The following is a 16,733-nucleotide window of genomic DNA, read 5'->3' on the forward strand; positions in this document are numbered from 1 at the left end:
TCAACAAACGGAGAAACGCAATGACGAACGTCAAACTGCTGTCGGCTGCTTTGATCGCGGTTGCCATGATCGCGTCGCCGGCAATGGCGCGTGAAAGCCATGCAGTGTCCCGCCACGTCGCAGAGGCCAGCGCCGCCGTGCCGGCCGAGCCGGTCTACGTCAACGGCCGCGCCTGCATTCCGGCGCCGCGCGTCGGCGCATTTGCCACCGCGCCCTGGACCGGCGACAATGTCCCCTGCGAACCCGGTCCGTATTGATCGCACAGCGCGCATCGACCGGTCGAGCGGCCGCTGGCCGCTTGATCGGCGCGCTATGTCACCGCTACGCTCGCTACGTCCGCGCATCAGTCGCGCGACACGGACAGCCCCGCGAACAGCGGCGCGTAGGCGGCGAGCCGGCGGGAGACGAACTCGGTGAAGAACCGCACGCGCTTGGTCTTGCGCGTCTCCCCCTGGGTGAGAAGCCAGAGCGTTCCGTACATGTGCAGGTGGGTGCCAGGCACCCTTACCAGGAGTGGGTCGGCATCGCCAACGAAGCACGGCAGGGTCGTCATCCCGAGCCCTTGCCGGACGGCAACGAGCTGCGCCTCGGCGTCCGTGATCCTGAACGGAACCCCCGCGGCGCGCACCTCGCCCTCGTGGGCCCAGTCCGGGATTCCGTGAAGGCTGATGACGATCCAGCGCATCGGCTCAGGCGCGCCGGCGCGCCACGCGGCCAGTCGATCGCGGGACATGTAGATGCCGCCGAACAGCTCCGGTCCCTTCTGGCCGTGCAGATTGAGCGGCAGGGTCTTGCGGTCGTAGACGACGCGGATCGCGACGTCGGCCTCCCGGTTGGTCAGGTTTGCCAGTTCGCCGGACGACAGGATGTCCATCTCGATGTCCGGATACAGACGCGCGAACTCGGCGAAGTCCGGCATCAGCAGGTGTGTCGCAAGGGTCGGCGCCAGCGTGACCCGCAGACGCCCGCGCACGCTCTGGTCGCGCCCGAACACGCGCGTCTCCAGCTGGTGCGACGACGCCTCCATCTGGTCGGCGAATTCGAGCACCTCCTCCCCCGCAGCCGTCAGGCGGTAGCCCGAAGGCAGCCGTTCGAACATCTGCGCCCCGAGGCGTTCCTCGAGCTGGGCGATGCGCCGGAGCACGGTTGAGTGATTGACCCCGAGGCGCTCGGCGGCGGCCCGCACCGAGCCTCCGCGCGCAACCGCCAGAAAGTAGCGAACGTCATCCCAGTCGATCATGGTGCAATCCGGCACCACCGCGGCGCCCCTTCCAAAGCTCGTATCCGACACATCAGAAGCTCGTATGTGGGGAGACATTGGCGGTGATCAAAGCCTATGCCGGTAAGCACGCGGCGCAATTCACGAACGGCGGACACCGATGCCCCGCCGCTGGCGTCAGCCGTCCAGGTGGATCGATTTCGCACCACCGATGTGCGCGCTTCCGCACTCTACGCGTGAGGCCGGCGGGCCTATGTCGAGGCTCTCGGGGGCCCTCCCCCAAACGCGTCGAAGATGGAGCCTGAAGGACAATCATGGGAAAGCTTGAGGGTAAGGTTGCAGTGATCACGGGTGGCGCGACCGGCATCGGCCGCGCGGCAGCAAAGCGCTTCATCGAGGAAGGCGCCTTCGTCTTCATCTTCGGCCGCCGGCAGCAGGCGCTCGACGCCGCCATCGCCGAGCTCGGGCCCAAGGCTCGCGCGGTGCAGGGCTCGGTCTCCGATCAGGCCGACCTCGACCGGCTCTACGCGGCGATCAAAGCCGAGCGCGGAACCCTCGACGTCGTCTTCGCCAATGCCGGTGCAGGAAGCCAGCTTCCGCTCGGCAAGATCACCGCCGAGCACATCGACGAAATCTTCGATACCAACGTGAAGGGTTCGATCTTCACGGTCCAGAAGGCGCTGCCGCTGATGTCCGAGGGCGGTTCGATCATCCTGACGGGATCGAGCGCCGGCACCACCGGCGCTCCGGCATTCAGCGCCTACGGCGCGAGCAAGGCCGCCGTGCGCAACCTGGCACGGACCTGGGCGGAGGACCTGAAGGGCACCGGCATCCGCGTCAACGTGCTGTCGCCCGGGCCGACGGCGACTGAACTCGCGGTGGAAGCGCTGGGCGAGGAAGGCATGAAGGTGTTCGCCTCGCTCAATCCGCTCAAGCGCATGGCCGATCCGGCGGAGATCGGTGCGGTGGCCGCCTTCCTCGCCTCGCCGGACAGCAGCTTCATGACCGCCAGCGAAGTCGCCGTCGACGGCGGCCTGGCGCAAATCTGACGGGCAACGCCGGCCGGTCACTCCATTCGATCTTCGCAACCCGCACGGCGCGGCAAACCAGAGGAGAAGCATATGAGTTACGCAATTATCGGCTTCGGCAAGGTCGGTCAGGCGCTTGCCACGGCCTTCGCCCGCAAGACCATCGAGGTGGCCGTCGCGAGCCGCCGGCCGCCCGCGGAGCTGGCGCCGCAGGCCCGGGCGATCGGACCCACGGTCGTCGCCAAATCGCTGCGGGATGCACTCGCGGCCGACACCATCATCCTGGCGGTCCCGTTCGGGGAGCATCGCGAGGTCGCAAAGGCGCTGCCGAGCTGGCAAGGCAAGACCGTGATCGACGCGATGAACGCGTTGCTTCCGCCCGAGGAGCTCGACGATCTTCCGTCCTCCGCCTTCGCCGCGAAGTCGTTCACCGGCGCCCGGTATGTCAAAGGCTTCAATCATCTGGTTGCGGCCAAACTGGCTGCCGACCCGGTCGTCGAGGGCGGCCACCGGGTGGTTTTCCTGTCCGGTGACGACGACGACGCGATCGCTCCGGTTGCGGCCCTGGCCAAGCAACTCGGGTTCGCGCCGGTCAAGCTCGGAAAGCTCAACGAGGGCGGCGCGCTGGTGCACGCACGCGGCCGGGTTTGGGGCCCGCTGATCTTCCAGGATCTGTTCAAGAGGGAGCAGTGACCCACGATGGTGTAATTGACTCCGGGTGCGAGTGGCCCGCATGAGCAGCGAGTAGCCCGCGTGAGCGTAGCGACATGCGGGACGCGCACGAAGTCCCCGGATATCGCTTCGCTCACTGCGGACCACGCCTGCTCAATCAAGATGCCTTGGCCGGCTCGGACATCGTGATCCGGTTCTTGACGCTTGGACGCTCCTGCATCCTTGCGTACCATGCGAGAAGCGCCTCGCACTCTGCCGGCACCGGCACCTTCACGAGTCCTGCGAAGATCAAGCCGCCGATCAGCGTGATATCGGCCATCGTGAACGCCTCGCCGGCGACGAACGGCTGTCGTTGCAGGATGCCGTCGAAGTAGTGCATCCCCCTGAGCGCCTTGTCGCGCTGACGGAATCCCCATTCGGGGTTCTGATAGATCTCGACATGCGGCCCCAGCCCCGGCGTGGCGTGGTGGAAATAGACGCTGATGGCGTCGAGCACCTCCAGTTCGGCACGCTTGCTCATCATGTGGATCATGCCCTTTTCGCGCGGCGTCCTGCCGGTCAGCGTCGGCGCGCCATCGAGCGCGTCGAGGTACTCGGTAATCGCCGTGCACTCGCCAATGTAGGTGCCGTCGTCGAGTTCGAGCACCGGCAGGGTGCCGGAGTAGTTCTTGGCGAGGAATTCGGGCTGCTTGTGCTCGCCCTTGTAGAGATCGACCAGGACGAACTGCACGCGCGGCCGCAGGTTCTTTTCGGCCAAGGCGATGCGAACGCGGGCCGGATACGGACCGGTCGGAAAATCGTAAATCTTCATCATGACTCCTCTTTTGTCTACCTGTCACTTGGTAGGACCGATATGAGGACTTTTAATCCTGACGGTCAAGGCCTACCTGTCACTTGGTAGATAACGAAGCAGTGAGAGGACGACGTGAGTTCAAGTGCGCGGGAGGCCATCTTGGCGGCAGCAAAGCGGACCGCGCAGGCGCGCGGCTATGGCGGCCTGAATTTCCGCGATCTCGCTGACGAAGTCGGGATCAAGGCCGCCAGCATCTATCACCATTTCCCGAGCAAGGCCGAACTTGGCGCCGCCGTCGCACGGCGCTACTGGGAGGACACCGCCGCCCAGCTCGAGGCGATGCTGGCGGACACCGCCGATCCGGTCCGCTGCCTGCGCCGCTATCCCGAAATGTTTCGCAAGGCGCTCGAGAACGACAATCGCATGTGCCTGTGCAGCTTCATGTCCGCTGAGGTCGACGACCTGCCCGACGAAGTGAAGCAGGAGGTGCAGACCTTTGCCGACGTCAACGTGGCGTGGCTGAGCAAGCTGCTGGTGGCGGCGGGCTTGGTCAGTGCAAGAAAGAGCGAACAGCGCGCCCGCGCCATCTTCGCCGCCATCGCCGGCGCGCAGCTCATCGCCAGAAGCCGCTGCGACATTTCGCTCTACGACGCGGCGATCGACAGCTATCGCGCCGCGGGTCTTTTGCCGAAGTAGATCGTTCATGGGTCAATCGAGCTGATATGGTGCATCGCGCCTCCGGCTGATCCGCCCTCTCCACCCTCGCGCTTCAACCGGCGCAAGGGCATGCAACGGCATTCTCGCGACTGAAACGTCCGAGCCTTGCGTGTCGTTTCGCCCTCGCTTGGCAGAGGGCGCAGGGAAGACCGGGTGCCGATCGCACCCATGGGCCCCGTGCAAGGGGTAGTAAGCACGGGGGGTAGGACCACAGGTGTAACCGGGAACAACCCGGCCTTCCCTGCGCGATGGCTTACGGCTTATACGTGCTCTCCCCGGCGAGACTGGGCTTTGTTGTCACCGTCTTCGCCACGCGCAACGCGCAATGTGAAGAGACACCTACCACTAGGGCGTCAGGCCTGCACGATTTCGCCGTCCACCTCGTGCGCACTCGTCAGTTGCGCATTCAGCGTCCACCGCATCTCGACCCGCGTTCGTGACGATCGCGATCCGCCCCTCGATCGGGTGAGACGCACATATTGAACATCTGAGTTGGGTCAAACGCCAAGCGGAATATTTTCTTATTTGCGGATTGACAGGTTTTGGTGAGTTGCCCGTCGGGGTGATTTGTCGCAGGTGGCGAAGTGAGATTTGATTTGTGTACAAGACAATTAGCCCCGGCGCCCCGATAAGCGACGCGTCGCCATGCTTGCCGGGTCGAGCCAGTTAGATGACGCGGTAGCGGCGCCGCCCGGAATCAACCACTGGTGAATCGACACCTCATCTGCTAGCGCTGTGCGTGGCTGGGGAGGATGAGTGGTGGAGCAGTTCTATCGTAGAGCGATCCGAAACATCGTGCGACACGGGGACACGGACATTTTCCCATTCCCGATTGAAAATCATGTACTGCATGATCTGCCGGATCGAGCCGTCGAAATTCTAACGAGGCTCGATATCGACGTACCCCGGAGCCTAGCCGAGTATCCTCCAATGAATGTCGGAGCGCTTGCCCCTGTCGGCTATACGGGCTTTCGCTGGGCAATGCAGATCGACCCCATCTGGAACGTTGCTTACCTAAGCTGGGTCCTGTCTATCGCGGACCAGATCGAGGCCGCGCGAATACCACTGGAGCGTCAGAGGGTCTTCTCGTATCGATATCAATGGGACGAGGAACAGGCGACGTGCTTCAATAAGCAAGTCACGTGGAGAAACTTCATCGACCATGCCATTGAAAAAGCCGCCTCCAACAGCTTCGTGGTGAGCTGCGACATTTCGGAATTCTATCTGCGGATAAACCATCACCGTATTGAAAACTCAATCCAACATCTTCCCGACGCCGCCTATGCCATTTCCCGCATTAAAGCATTCCTTTCAAATTTATCCGGAACCTACTCGTTCGGAATACCAGTCGGTGGCCCGGCCTCTCGTCTAATCGCAGAACTCGTACTCGCACAAATCGACGGCCTGCTGCTCTCTAACGGCGTCGATTTCCTAAGATATGCAGATGACTACTATATTTTTTCAAATAGTCCGGATCAGAGTTTCAAGTCCCTGGTAACGCTGACGCGGCTCTTGATCGACAATCAAGGCCTTCAATTGCAGAAGGCAAAGACAAGAATCATGTCTTCAGCCGAGTTCATAGCAAGCAATCCGCTGGTCCATGATGATGAGGAAGTCAACGTGGCCGTTCCGCTTGGCGCGGCACGTCAAGCAATCATGTCTATCAACGTGCACTACGATCCGTATTCGCCAACTGCCGCCGAAGATTACGAAGCGCTACGGGAAGAACTTGATCGCTACCCCATCATGGAACTCATTCGCGCGGAGATCAAGAAATCTCGGGTCGATATCACGTTGGCGCGCCGCCTGAAGGATGGAGATCGACCGTTCCGATCATACGAGTTTCGACAGGTCACCATCTACGGCGCACTGTACCTCAACAGCACTGGGCGATTACCCCGAGCTCTCGCTGTCATAAACTCTCGACGAGGTGTAAGCGTCGAGCTACCGATTGACACCATCGCAACGGAAGTGGCCGGCCAATCTGGCTATGACTATCTCCGTGAAGTGATTCGGGTCATCTCGGATGTTACGATCTCGCCCTAATCGGCCCCTGTCGTCGTAAGCTAGGGTCGCGACGCGCAGACGAAAAAGGACGGTCTGAGCCGTTGAAGATCATCGGCGGCTATCGCGCTCCTCGTGAAAGAAGAAGCGGGACGTGCCGTGCAGCTCCCGACGTAAGCCCTCGATAGTCGCCGCCGTTGAAGTCAAGGACCCCATCACCCTCGATTTTGCACGCGCTTGCGTAGAGCTTGCGAAGGTCGGTGAGGTAATCTTCTCCTCTTCCTTGCCGCACGATACTTTCAATGACTCGAGAGGCCCCAAGCTTGAACGATGCTCCAGCTCCCTCCGTCTCAAGCGCAAGAATCTGCCGGCGTACAACCGCCATAAAGGTCCAAGCTCCAACATCGACATAATCGTAGAAGTAGATCGAAGTTGCCTGGCTTACTTCGGGCAGGATGTCGCGATCGAGCGTAAATGTGCCGCTCATACCGCTACTGGTAACCAAATCGTTGAACGCAAGGATCGAGTTCCAAGCCTGGCTGATCTCCGACAGCGAGAGAGCTAGCTCAGGAAGCAAAGCACCAACGGATGCCTTCTCCAAACCAGTGATGGCGTCAGAAACGCGGCGTATCATATCGGCGTCTTGCTCGATTGGAAGCTTGACCGAGAATGACGGCAAGGAACGACCGTTGCAGCTAATCTGTATCTGAAGCGGCCCTTGATCACCAATTTTCAGCACGTCTACAAATGCCCGCAATCCAATCAGGGATCGATGGGCATCTGGATCCAGAGAGACGGTGATATGACCTGCATTTTGACCGATAATCATAATTTCGAGGAAATCAGCGACTACACGCAGTTTGCGAAATTCCAACGGCAGGTTAGGCAGCGCGGGGGCAAACAGCTTACCTTCAAGCCAAATATCATCACGGTCACCACCGCGTAGCCGCACCCGGCAAGGGTGAGGTAGTGACTGCATCCGGACAACGCTGGGGATGCCTTCAAACAGGGGCTGCGATGAATTAATTCCAAATCGGCGTTCTCTGATAGTGATATTGATTGGCGGCGCGATGGCGGCAAGGCCAATTTGATGGTCTACAAGCGCTCCGAGATCGGCGATATTGAAACGAATGCTGCCGTGGATGGCACCTTCCTCGAAACCGATCGTGCGCCCAAAGGCGCCCTTGACGTCTGCGTACCGATCGCCGTGTGACGCTACGGCTGCCTCCATCCACTTCAGCAAATCCTCGCTGTGTTCATCCTGAGCATCAAAACTCAATGTGAACGTCACTTTATGGAGATCTTCACGGCCCTTGGCATGCGCCTCTCGCACGCGTTTCAGCGCTTCACGAATCTCTGTTTCCCAAAAATGCTTCGCAAAGATTCGGACAGGTTCGCCGCCCTGCGTCCCCAAGAACAGCACTACAAAACAAGGCAAAGGATTCTTCGCAAAACGGAGCGCGTTGGACAGCTTTACAGGAACGCTAGCGCGGCCAGTCCGCTTCGATTTCACTTGCACATGCGCAGCGGCGTCAACCGGTTGGAGGTCCCTAGGTGCATCACGTATTACTGTCGGCGGAAATTCAACAAGATAGTCCCACCCGGTTCGGTCCTGGGCGGACTTGTTTCGCGTAACGCCAGCCCGCGAGCAAAGTTCGGAGAACTTGTCCTCGGCCCACTCGGCTAGGTCTACAATCACTCTACGCTCCAGAGCGCTCCGTGAATTCACTGGCGACCCTGTGAGCGTCGCCATTCATCACTGTCCCCTACTCCCACTCAATCGTCCCCGGCGGCTTGCTCGTCACGTCATACACCACCCTATTCACGCCCTTCACCTCGTTGATGATGCGCGTGGCGGTTTCGGCCAGAAACTTCATGTCGAACTGGTAGAAGTCCGCGGTCATGCCGTCGGTCGAGGTGACGGCGCGCAGGCCGACGACGTATTCGTAGGTGCGGCCGTCGCCCATCACGCCGACGGTCTTGACCGGCAGCAGCACGGCGAAGGCCTGCCAGATCGCATCGTAGAGGCCGTGCTTGCGGATCTGGTCGATATAGACGGCATCGGCGTTGCGCAGGATATCGAGCTTTTCCCTGGTGATGTCGCCGGGGCAGCGGATCGCGAGGCCCGGGCCCGGGAACGGGTGGCGGCCGACGAACACGTCGGGCAGGCCGAGCTCGCGACCGAGCACGCGCACCTCGTCCTTGAACAGCTCGCGCAGCGGCTCGACCAGCTTCATGTTCATGCGCGCCGGAAGACCGCCGACATTGTGGTGCGACTTGATGGTGACGGAAGGTCCGCCGGTGAAGGAGACGCTCTCGATCACGTCAGGATAGAGCGTGCCCTGCGCCAAAAATTCCGCGCCGCCGATCTTCTTGGCCTCGGCCTCGAACACGTCGATGAACAAGCGGCCGATGGTCTTGCGCTTCGCTTCGGGATCGGTGACGCCATCGAGCTCGCCCAAAAACTCCTTCGACGCGTCCACATGGACCAGCGGGATGTTGTAGTGGTTGCGGAACAGGTCGACGACGGTCTTGGCCTCGTCGAGCCGCAGCAGGCCGTGATCGACGAACACGCAGGTGAGCTGGTCGCCGATCGCCTCATGGATCAGGACCGCCGCGACCGCGGAATCGACGCCGCCGGAGAGGCCGCAAATCACCTTACCCTTGCCGACCTGGGCGCGGATCTTCTCGATCGCCTCCTCGCGGAACGCGCGCATAGTCCAGTCGCCGGTGAGGCCTGCGACCTTGCGCACGAAGTTGCGCAAGAGCTTGGCGCCATCGGGCGTGTGCACCACCTCGGGGTGGAACATCAGGCCGTAATATTTCCGCTTCTCGTCCTGGATGATCGCGAACGGCGCGTTCGGCGAGGTGCCGGCCACCGAGAAGCCGGGCGGCATCTTGGTGATGCGGTCGCCATGGCTCATCCACACCTGGTGCTTTTCGCCGTGGTTCCAGATGCCGTCGAACAGCTGGCTGTCGGTCTTGACCTCGACATCGGCGCGACCGAACTCGCGGTGATGGCCGCCCTCGACCTCGCCGCCGAGCTGGGCCGCCAACGTCATCTGGCCGTAGCAGATGCCGAGCACGGGAACGCCGGATTCGAAGATCAGCTGCGGGGCGCGCGGCGAGCCGGTCTCGTGCACCGATTCCGGGCCGCCGGAGAGGATCACCGCTTTCGGCTTCATCTCCTTGAATGCGGCCTCGGCCTTCTGGAACGGCACGATCTCGGAATAGACGCCCATCTCGCGGACGCGGCGGGCGATCAGTTGCGTCACCTGGCTGCCGAAATCGACAATCAGAATCTTGTCATGCGCCGAGGCCACGGAAGGCGTCGACGAGTCGCGGGCTGTGTGCTGGGCTGTCATGGCAAGCAGATACGCGACACGGCCCGCCCCCGCAACCGCGGTGAGCCGCGCGCCCACATTCTTCTTTGGGCATGGACAAATCGATATAGGTCAATATTATTGACCTAATTTGGCCATAACAAAAGGAGGAAATCGATGCCGGATTTTCACGACCCGTCGCGCCTCACCGCGCTCGGCCACGACTGGATCGCCGCCTGGAACGCGCGCGACCTCGAGCGGGTGCTGGCACTGTATGCCGAGGATACCGAGATGACTTCGGACCGGATCCCGGCATTCGGCTTCGGCCCATCAGGCACGGTGCGCGGCAAGGCGCAACTGCGGGCCTATTGGAGCGCTGCGCTCGCCAAACTGCCCGAGCTGCATTTCGAGCTGATCGACCTCTACGTCTCGCCCGACAGCGTCGTCGTGTTCTACCGGAACGAACGCGGCAACAGGATCTGCGAATATCTGCGGCTCGATGCCGAGGGCAAGATCCGGCAGGGCTCGGCGAACCATCTGGTGCATTGAGTTGCTGCGCCACTCCTTCTTTCCCGTCACCCTGAGGTGGCCGCTTCTTCGGCGGCCCTCGAAGGGCGACAGCCCGGCTCCATCCCCATCCTTCGAGGCCCGCCGAGCGCTGCTTGCGCAGCACGACGCGCACCTCAGGATGACGTCGGCGTTTGGGGATGCAAAAACATATGACGAACGAATAACCAGGACCCTGCCATGAAAATCCCGCCCCTGCCCTTCACCGTCACCGACTGGAGTAACGTCGAACCTTCAGTGCATCCCGGCGAAACCGGGCAAGCGCTGTGGCGCACGCTCAATATCGGCGAGCTGCGGGTGCGGATGGTCGAATATTCGCCCGGCTACCTCGCCGATCACTGGTGCGATCGCGGCCATGTGCTCTATGTCGTCACCGGCGAGCTCGACACCGAGCTGCGCGACGGCCGCCAATTCACGCTGAAGCCCGGCATGAGCTACCAGGTCTCCGATTTCGGCGACGCCGCGCATCGCTCGTCGACGAAGACGGGCGCGACGTTGTTTATCGTGGATTGAGCTGACGCCTTCGTCATTGCGAGCCACCCGGTCGGCGCGAAGCGCCGCCGGATGACAGGCTCCGCGAAGCAATCCACCTCTCCACGCACGCGGAGAGCAAGAATGGATTGCTTCGTCGCTTCGCTCCTCGCAATGACGGCGGGTTGAGCCTGGTTCGCGCACTCACCGCCTCCGCGCAGCAACCTTCTTCACCTTGGTGTCCGACCAGACCAGCGGCTTGCCGCTCTTCGACGGCAGCACGAGTTGGCCGACCGCTTGGCCGGCCTGGTCCAGCAGCACCGAATGCGGCTCGCCGCGGGCATAGAGATGCGCTTCGCCCCATTGCCGCAAGGCGACCACGATCGGGAACAGATCGCGGCCGCGCCTGGTGAGCACGTATTCCTGATAGGCGCTGCCGTCTGACGCCGCCACCTGCTCGAGCACGCCCAGTTCGACCAGCGTCCGCAGCCGCGCCGTCAGCATGCCCCTGGCGATGCCGAGATTCTTCTGGAAGTCGCCGAACCGGCGCAGGCCGTCGAACGCGTCGCGCACGATCAGCAGCGACCACCAGTCGCCGATCGCATCCAGCGCGCGCGCCACCGGGCAGTCCGCTTTTGCAAAGCCGGTCCGCTTCATCGCGCTCCGCCTCCCTCGATCACGATTCCGAACTGGTCTTAAAATAGGACTAGACAGCGCGCGATGCAACTGGTCTCATGATAAGACCAGATTGCGAATTGCAGCGGAGGCAGGATGACGAACCGATCGATGGCAGAGGCCCGGGCGGCCAAAGACACCGCGGACGACCAGCGCGGCAACGCGAGCGCCCTCTCGCCGGCCGTCGTGCTGCTGTTCGCCGTCGCCTGCGGGCTCAGCGTCGCCAACATCTATTTCGCCCAGCCGCTGCTCGACACCATGGCGCGGGATCTGGCCATCACGCCCGCGGTGATCGGCGGCGTCGTGACGCTGACCCAGATCGGATACGCCTTCGGGCTGATGCTGATCGTGCCGCTCGGCGATCTCTGGGACCGCCGCAGGCTGATCGTCGGCCAGACCGTGCTGTCGGCGATGGCGCTTGCCATCGTCGGCACCGCGCCGAACGCCGTTGTGCTGCTGATCGGCATGGTGCCGGTCGGGCTGCTCGCCGTCGTGATCCAGGTGCTGGTCGCCTACGCCGCGACGCTGGCCGCGCCGGCCGATCGCGGCCGCACCATCGGCACCGTCACCAGCGGCGTGGTGTCGGGCATTCTGCTGGCGCGCTTTGCCGCCGGCGCGCTGGCCGATCTCGCCGGCTGGCGCGTGGTCTACCTGACCTCGGCCGCGCTGACGCTGGTACTGGCGGCACTGCTGGCCCGCGCGTTGCCGCGACACGCGCCGCAGCCGATGGCCGGATCGTCCTACGCGAAACTGCTGCGCTCGACGGCTGCGCTGTTCGTCGAGGAGCCGGTCTTGCGTGAGCGCGCGGTGTTCGCATTGCTGATCTTCGCAAGTTTCAGCGTGTTCTGGAGCTCGGTCGTGCTGCCGCTCGCAGCCCCTCCGCTGTCGCTGTCGCACACCACGATCGGCCTGCTCGGGATCGCCGGCCTTGCCGGCGCGCTGGCGGCGCGCAATTCCGGCCGCCTCGCCGATCGCGGCTGGGGCCAGCGCACCACCGGACTGTCGCTGCTGCTGATGCTGGCCGGCTGGGTGCCGATCGCCTGCCTCGACACCTCGCTATGGCTGGTGCTGGCCGGCGTCGTGATGATCGACTTCGCGGTGCAGGCGATCCACGTCACCAACCAGAGCCTGATCGTCGCCGCCCGGCCCGACGCCGCAAGCCGCCTGGTCGGCGGCTACATGGTGTTCTATTCGATCGGAACGGGATTCGGCGCGATCTCTTCGACGCTGGCGTACGCGGCCGCCGGCTGGCTCGGCGTCTGCATGCTGGGGGCTTCGATCAGCGCGATTGCGCTGCTGTTCTGGGTGATCGTGGTGAGCAGGACGAAGGTGCCCGCGGGGGTGTGCTCCAAGGCGTAGCGAGTTCATCCGTCATTGCGAGCCACCCGGTCGGCGCATAGCGCCGCCGGATGACAGGCTCCGCGAAGCAATCCACCTGCCCGCATGTGCAGGACGATGGATTGCTTCGTCGCTGCGCTTCTCGCAATGACGGCGGAGAAAGGCTCACGCCTTCTTCAACACCGAGACGAAGAATCCGTCGGTGCCGGTGCGGCGCGGCGTCATCAGCAGGCCCTCCGGCGACGGCAGCACAGCCTCGGCAAACGCCTCGGCCTTGTCCCACAGCACCGATGCGGTCTGCTCCGGCGGCTGCACCGAAAACTCCGGATGCCCTGCGACGAACGCCCTGACCTGCTTGCCGTTCTCCTCCGACAGCACCGAACAGGTGATGTAGGCGATCCGGCCGCCGGCCTTCACCAGCGGCGCGGCGCGCGCCAGCACCTCGGCCTGGTCCTTCAGCCGCACCTCGAGCGCACCGGGGCGCATCCGCCATTTGGCGTCGGGATTGCGACGCCAGGTGCCGGTGCCGGTGCAGGGCGCGTCGATCAGCACGAGATCGGCGGAGGCCTTGATGTCAGACAGCACCTCCTCCTCGCCGCGCGGCGTGCGGACGTCGCAATTGTGCACGCCGGCGCGCGACAGCCGCTCGTGGATCGGCGCGAGCTGGCGCTTGTCGCTGTCGGTCGCGATCAGCCTTCCCTTGCCTTGCATCATCGCCGCGATCGCCAGCGTCTTGCCGCCGGCACCGGCACAGAGATCGATCACCTGCTCGCCGGGCTTTGCCGCCGAGAACAGCGCGGCGAGCTGCGAGCCCTCGTCCTGCACCTCGATGGCGCCCTTGATGAAATCCTCCTCGGCATGGATGCCGGGATTGCGCGCATCGGCGCCGAGCGCGATGCGCAGGCCGAGCGGCGACCAGGGCGTCTCCCGGGCACCGAGATGCGCCAGCCGCGGCAGCACCTTCTCGCGCTTGCCGCGCAGCGTGTTGACGCGCAGGTCGAGCGGCGCGCGGCTCGCCATCGCGGTCGCCTCCGCCGCGCGGTCGTCGCCGAACACGTTTGCCAGATGCGGATCGAGCCAATCGGGATAGTCGCCCGCGACATGCGCCGGCGCATCGGCCAGCGAGCGCGAGGTCAGCGCGGCCTCCTCCGTCGCAGTCAGCGGCTCCGGCGCGAACCGGCCGCCGTCGCACAGCGCGGAAATGGTCGGGACATCCATGCCGCGCTCGAGCTTGAGCATGCCGAGCACGCGCGAGCGGGCGCTGTCGTCGTCCATCAGCCAGGCCGCGGAGGATTGCCGGCGCAGCACGTCCCAGATCAGGCCGGAAATCGCGGCGCGATCGCCGGAGCCGGCATAGCGGTGCGCGGTGCCCCATTCCTTCAGCGCTTTCGCCGCAGGAATGCGCTGTGCATCGATGGTGGCGATCAGCTCGATCGCGGCGGAAAGCCGGGCAGCGGGGGTCATAGAACTCTTCCGGTTGGGCGCATCAGATCAGCAGCAGCAGCCTGAGCGCGAAATACAGCCACATCGCCGCCAGCACCAGCACGCCGGCGAACCAGGCGAGCGAGCGCGGCCGCACGTCGTTGGAGGTGACGAACACGCCGGCATGGGCGAACCGCGTCACCACGAACACCCAGGACATCAGCACGATGAACAGATCGGCGCGGCGCAGCGGCAGCGCAATGGCGATCAGGACGTAGAACAGCACCGGCAGCTCGAACTGGTTGGCAAAGCAGTTGCCGAGCTGGGTCGCCCGCACCGGCCAGTTCGGCTCGCGCAGCGCGATATCGGCCATTTTGGTCTCGCCGCTCGCCAGCGTCCGCGTGCGCAACGTCGCCATCCCGAACAAGAGCGCGAAGGTGAGCCCAATCTGGATCAAGACCGGCAACAGAACCATTTGAACAGACATCAGAATCTCCTCAGCCCTCTTAGCCGCCGGAGCGGCCCAATACAATGAAGCGTACGCGGTAACCCATTGAACCATCACCCGAGCCCAGGTGACCAACTCCCAGGACCAATGGCGGTTTCAGTACTTGACGGATGACGCAATGAGCATCGTCACCCCGATCTTCGACGGCGCGGCGCTGGCGGCCGCAACTCTCGGCGATCTCGCCGGCTCCCTGCTCCAGACGGTCGATCCCGCAGCCGGCTGGTTCGACGACGCGGCGGATGGCGGGCTCGGCATGGTGATGTCGGGGCTGGCCGGCATCGCCGCGGCGCTCCTGGTCGCGATCCTGCTCTCGGTCTATTTCCGCACCGGCTATCGCTCGACGCGCGACATCGTCAGGCACTCCTTCGCCACGGCGCTGGTGCTCGGCCTGCTCGGCTTTGCCGTCTACGATATGCGGCACGACATGCGCGATTATTTCGGACCGAGCGCGGCGCCCTCGGACGCGCGAACCAATCTGCCCAACACCGGCCTGTTCGGAAGCCGCAGGAGCCCGCCGGCCGCCCCCACGCGCGCGATCAAGACGTTCGCGATCTAGCGCCACGCCCGAACCTCGTTCAAACAAGACATCAAACAACGCATCAAACAGAGCAGCGAACAAGTCGTCGAAAACGTCATCGTTCCGACTTCGCGCCGACCTATGCTCCGGGCGAAAGGATCGATCCATGGCCCAGTTCCGCCTAACGCAAATCTCCGACACCCACCTTGCGCGCCGCTTCACGCCGCTGATCGACAATTTTCATCGCGTCGGCGAACACATCGACGCGACGCGGCCCGATCTCGTGCTCAACTCCGGCGACGTCTCGTTCGACGGGCCGACCAGCCGCGACGATCTGGCGTTCGCCAAGCAATTGCACAACGCGCTGCCGGTCGATTGCCTGTATCTGCCGGGCAATCACGACATCGGCGACAACCCGACCGCGGTCGGCCCCGCGCCGGCACAGCTGCCGACCGAAGCGACCTGCGGCGCCTTCACCTCGGTGCTCGGCGAGGACCGCTGGCATTTCGACGCCGCCGGCTGGTGCTTCATCGGGCTCAATTCGCTGATCATGAACACCGGCCTCGACAGCGAGGCCGAGCAGTTCGACTGGCTGGCGAGCGCGCTCGACAAGGCGGTCGGCAGGCCGGTGGCGCTGTTCGTGCACAAGCCGCTCTATCTCGACCTGCCCTACGATGCCGAACGCGTCGAGACCTCGTTCCGCTACGTGCCGCAGCCGGCGCGGCGGCGCCTGATCGAGATGTTCGGCAAGGTCGATTGGCGGCTGGTCGGCAGCGGCCATGTGCACCAGCGCCGCGACTACACGTTCGAGCATGTCAGGCACGTCTGGGCGCCCTCGACCGGCTTCGTCATCTCCGACGCACGGCAGGAACCGATCGGCGTCAAGGAAGTCGGCCTCGTCGAGTACCGCTTCCAGCCCGACAGTTTCGAGGTCCGTCACGTCAGGGCGAAAGGCCAGGTCGATGTCGATCTGGATACGCTGCTCGGCAAAGAGCCGGCGTAAGCGGTGACGGCAGGCACCACCGTCATTGCGAGCCACCCGGTCGGCGCGAAGCGCCGCCGGATGACAGGCTCTGCGACGCAATCCATCGCTCGGCAAGCGGAAAGATGAATTGCTTCGTCGCTATCGCTCCTCGCAATGACGTGGAGAGAGCGGAGCGCACCAGTTCCGATTGAGGGCGTCAGCTCCGCGCCGCGTCGTTCAGGTCCCGCTTGATGACGGTGAGCAGCGCCTGCAGCGAGTCCTTGTTCGGTTGCGGCGCCGCCGGCGCGGGCCGCGCGCGCGGCATCTGTCGCGTGAAGCGAACCGGCTCAACGGCCGGCTCCTCCTCCTCGACGAATTTTCCATGCAGGACGTCGTCGCGGCGGCCCATGACGAACATCGTCGCCCAATAGCCGACGGCGAGGACAATGACCCCGGAAACAATGACTTCAAAAACCATGGCTACACCTGAAATATAGCCATATTGAATCAACTGC

The 16,733-nt window shown here is 63.7% G+C and carries 18 protein-coding genes; 10 read left to right on the forward strand and 8 right to left on the reverse strand.

The genetic code is table 11. From position 1 onward, the window contains the following. Positions 1–20 precede the first annotated feature (20 nt). Positions 21–257 (forward strand): hypothetical protein, encoded by a 237-nt coding sequence (locus tag ACVINW_RS33890; protein WP_456755290.1) that lies wholly within the window; start codon positions 21–23, stop codon positions 255–257. Between the two features lie 86 nt (positions 258–343). Here ACVINW_RS33890 and ACVINW_RS33895 read toward each other — a convergent pair whose 3' ends face one another. Continuing rightward, a complete protein-coding gene (locus ACVINW_RS33895; RefSeq protein WP_456755291.1) occupies positions 344–1,240 on the reverse strand; it encodes a LysR family transcriptional regulator in 897 nt (298 codons plus the stop codon). A 293-nt stretch (positions 1,241–1,533) separates the two neighbouring features. On the opposite strand from ACVINW_RS33895, the gene ACVINW_RS33900 reads away from it, so the two are divergent. Both ACVINW_RS33900 and ACVINW_RS33905 read left to right on the forward strand, forming a co-directional pair. Further along, positions 1,534–2,268 (forward strand): SDR family NAD(P)-dependent oxidoreductase, encoded by a 735-nt coding sequence (locus ACVINW_RS33900; protein WP_456755292.1) that lies wholly within the window; start codon positions 1,534–1,536, stop codon positions 2,266–2,268. A 72-nt stretch (positions 2,269–2,340) separates the two neighbouring features. Further along, positions 2,341–2,940, forward strand: a complete 600-nt coding sequence (locus ACVINW_RS33905; RefSeq protein ID WP_456755293.1) for an NADPH-dependent F420 reductase — start codon at positions 2,341–2,343, stop codon at positions 2,938–2,940. 136 nt (positions 2,941–3,076) lie between these two features. Here ACVINW_RS33905 and ACVINW_RS33910 read toward each other — a convergent pair whose 3' ends face one another. After that, the gene (locus tag ACVINW_RS33910) at positions 3,077–3,730 is read right to left on the reverse strand and encodes a glutathione S-transferase (RefSeq protein ID WP_456756560.1); all 654 of its coding nucleotides are present in this window, start codon (positions 3,728–3,730) and stop codon (positions 3,077–3,079) included. 114 nt (positions 3,731–3,844) lie between these two features. Here ACVINW_RS33910 and ACVINW_RS33915 point away from each other — a divergent pair, with 114 nt between their 5' ends. Both ACVINW_RS33915 and ACVINW_RS33920 read left to right on the forward strand, forming a co-directional pair. Continuing rightward, positions 3,845–4,408, forward strand: a complete 564-nt coding sequence (locus ACVINW_RS33915) for a TetR/AcrR family transcriptional regulator (protein ID WP_456755294.1) — start codon at positions 3,845–3,847, stop codon at positions 4,406–4,408. Positions 4,409–5,188: 780 nt separating this feature from the next. Beyond that, the gene (locus ACVINW_RS33920; protein ID WP_456755295.1) at positions 5,189–6,475 is read left to right on the forward strand and encodes an RNA-directed DNA polymerase; all 1,287 of its coding nucleotides are present in this window, start codon (positions 5,189–5,191) and stop codon (positions 6,473–6,475) included. A 79-nt stretch (positions 6,476–6,554) separates the two neighbouring features. Here the strand turns inward: ACVINW_RS33920 and ACVINW_RS33925 are convergent, their stop codons facing one another. Continuing rightward, positions 6,555–7,946, reverse strand: coding sequence for a hypothetical protein (locus ACVINW_RS33925; protein ID WP_456755296.1), 1,392 nt, complete (start codon positions 7,944–7,946; stop codon positions 6,555–6,557). Positions 7,947–8,199: 253 nt separating this feature from the next. Further along, positions 8,200–9,798 carry a glutamine-hydrolyzing GMP synthase gene (gene guaA, locus ACVINW_RS33930; protein WP_456755297.1) on the reverse strand — a complete coding sequence of 533 codons (1,599 nt, stop codon included), beginning with the start codon at positions 9,796–9,798 and terminating at the stop codon, positions 8,200–8,202. Positions 9,799–9,933: 135 nt separating this feature from the next. Between guaA and ACVINW_RS33935 the strand changes: the two genes are divergently transcribed. Further along, positions 9,934–10,305: a nuclear transport factor 2 family protein gene (locus ACVINW_RS33935; protein WP_456755298.1), complete on the forward strand. Its 372-nt coding sequence runs from the start codon at positions 9,934–9,936 to the stop codon at positions 10,303–10,305. Positions 10,306–10,503: 198 nt separating this feature from the next. Next, a complete protein-coding gene (locus tag ACVINW_RS33940) occupies positions 10,504–10,836 on the forward strand; it encodes a DHCW motif cupin fold protein (RefSeq protein WP_456755299.1) in 333 nt (110 codons plus the stop codon). Between the two features lie 162 nt (positions 10,837–10,998). On the opposite strand, the gene ACVINW_RS33945 is transcribed toward ACVINW_RS33940, so the two are convergent. Further along, positions 10,999–11,451: a winged helix-turn-helix transcriptional regulator gene (locus ACVINW_RS33945; protein WP_456755300.1), complete on the reverse strand. Its 453-nt coding sequence runs from the start codon at positions 11,449–11,451 to the stop codon at positions 10,999–11,001. Between the two features lie 129 nt (positions 11,452–11,580). Here ACVINW_RS33945 and ACVINW_RS33950 point away from each other — a divergent pair, with 129 nt between their 5' ends. Further along, positions 11,581–12,828: an MFS transporter gene (locus ACVINW_RS33950; RefSeq protein WP_456755301.1), complete on the forward strand. Its 1,248-nt coding sequence runs from the start codon at positions 11,581–11,583 to the stop codon at positions 12,826–12,828. 144 nt (positions 12,829–12,972) lie between these two features. Here the strand turns inward: ACVINW_RS33950 and ACVINW_RS33955 are convergent, their stop codons facing one another. Both ACVINW_RS33955 and ACVINW_RS33960 read right to left on the reverse strand, forming a co-directional pair. Beyond that, positions 12,973–14,271 (reverse strand): RsmB/NOP family class I SAM-dependent RNA methyltransferase, encoded by a 1,299-nt coding sequence (locus ACVINW_RS33955; RefSeq protein ID WP_456755302.1) that lies wholly within the window; start codon positions 14,269–14,271, stop codon positions 12,973–12,975. Between the two features lie 22 nt (positions 14,272–14,293). Next, positions 14,294–14,716, reverse strand: a complete 423-nt coding sequence (locus ACVINW_RS33960; RefSeq protein WP_456755303.1) for an MAPEG family protein — start codon at positions 14,714–14,716, stop codon at positions 14,294–14,296. Positions 14,717–14,855: 139 nt separating this feature from the next. On the opposite strand from ACVINW_RS33960, the gene ACVINW_RS33965 reads away from it, so the two are divergent. Next, positions 14,856–15,293, forward strand: a complete 438-nt coding sequence (locus ACVINW_RS33965; RefSeq protein WP_456755304.1) for a hypothetical protein — start codon at positions 14,856–14,858, stop codon at positions 15,291–15,293. A 127-nt stretch (positions 15,294–15,420) separates the two neighbouring features. Then, positions 15,421–16,257 (forward strand): metallophosphoesterase family protein, encoded by an 837-nt coding sequence (locus ACVINW_RS33970; protein ID WP_456755305.1) that lies wholly within the window; start codon positions 15,421–15,423, stop codon positions 16,255–16,257. Positions 16,258–16,435: 178 nt separating this feature from the next. Here ACVINW_RS33970 and ACVINW_RS33975 read toward each other — a convergent pair whose 3' ends face one another. Continuing rightward, positions 16,436–16,696, reverse strand: a complete 261-nt coding sequence (locus ACVINW_RS33975; RefSeq protein ID WP_456755306.1) for a hypothetical protein — start codon at positions 16,694–16,696, stop codon at positions 16,436–16,438. Positions 16,697–16,733 lie beyond the last annotated feature (37 nt).

The sequence above is a fragment of the Bradyrhizobium sp. USDA 4461 genome, from assembly GCF_054055655.1.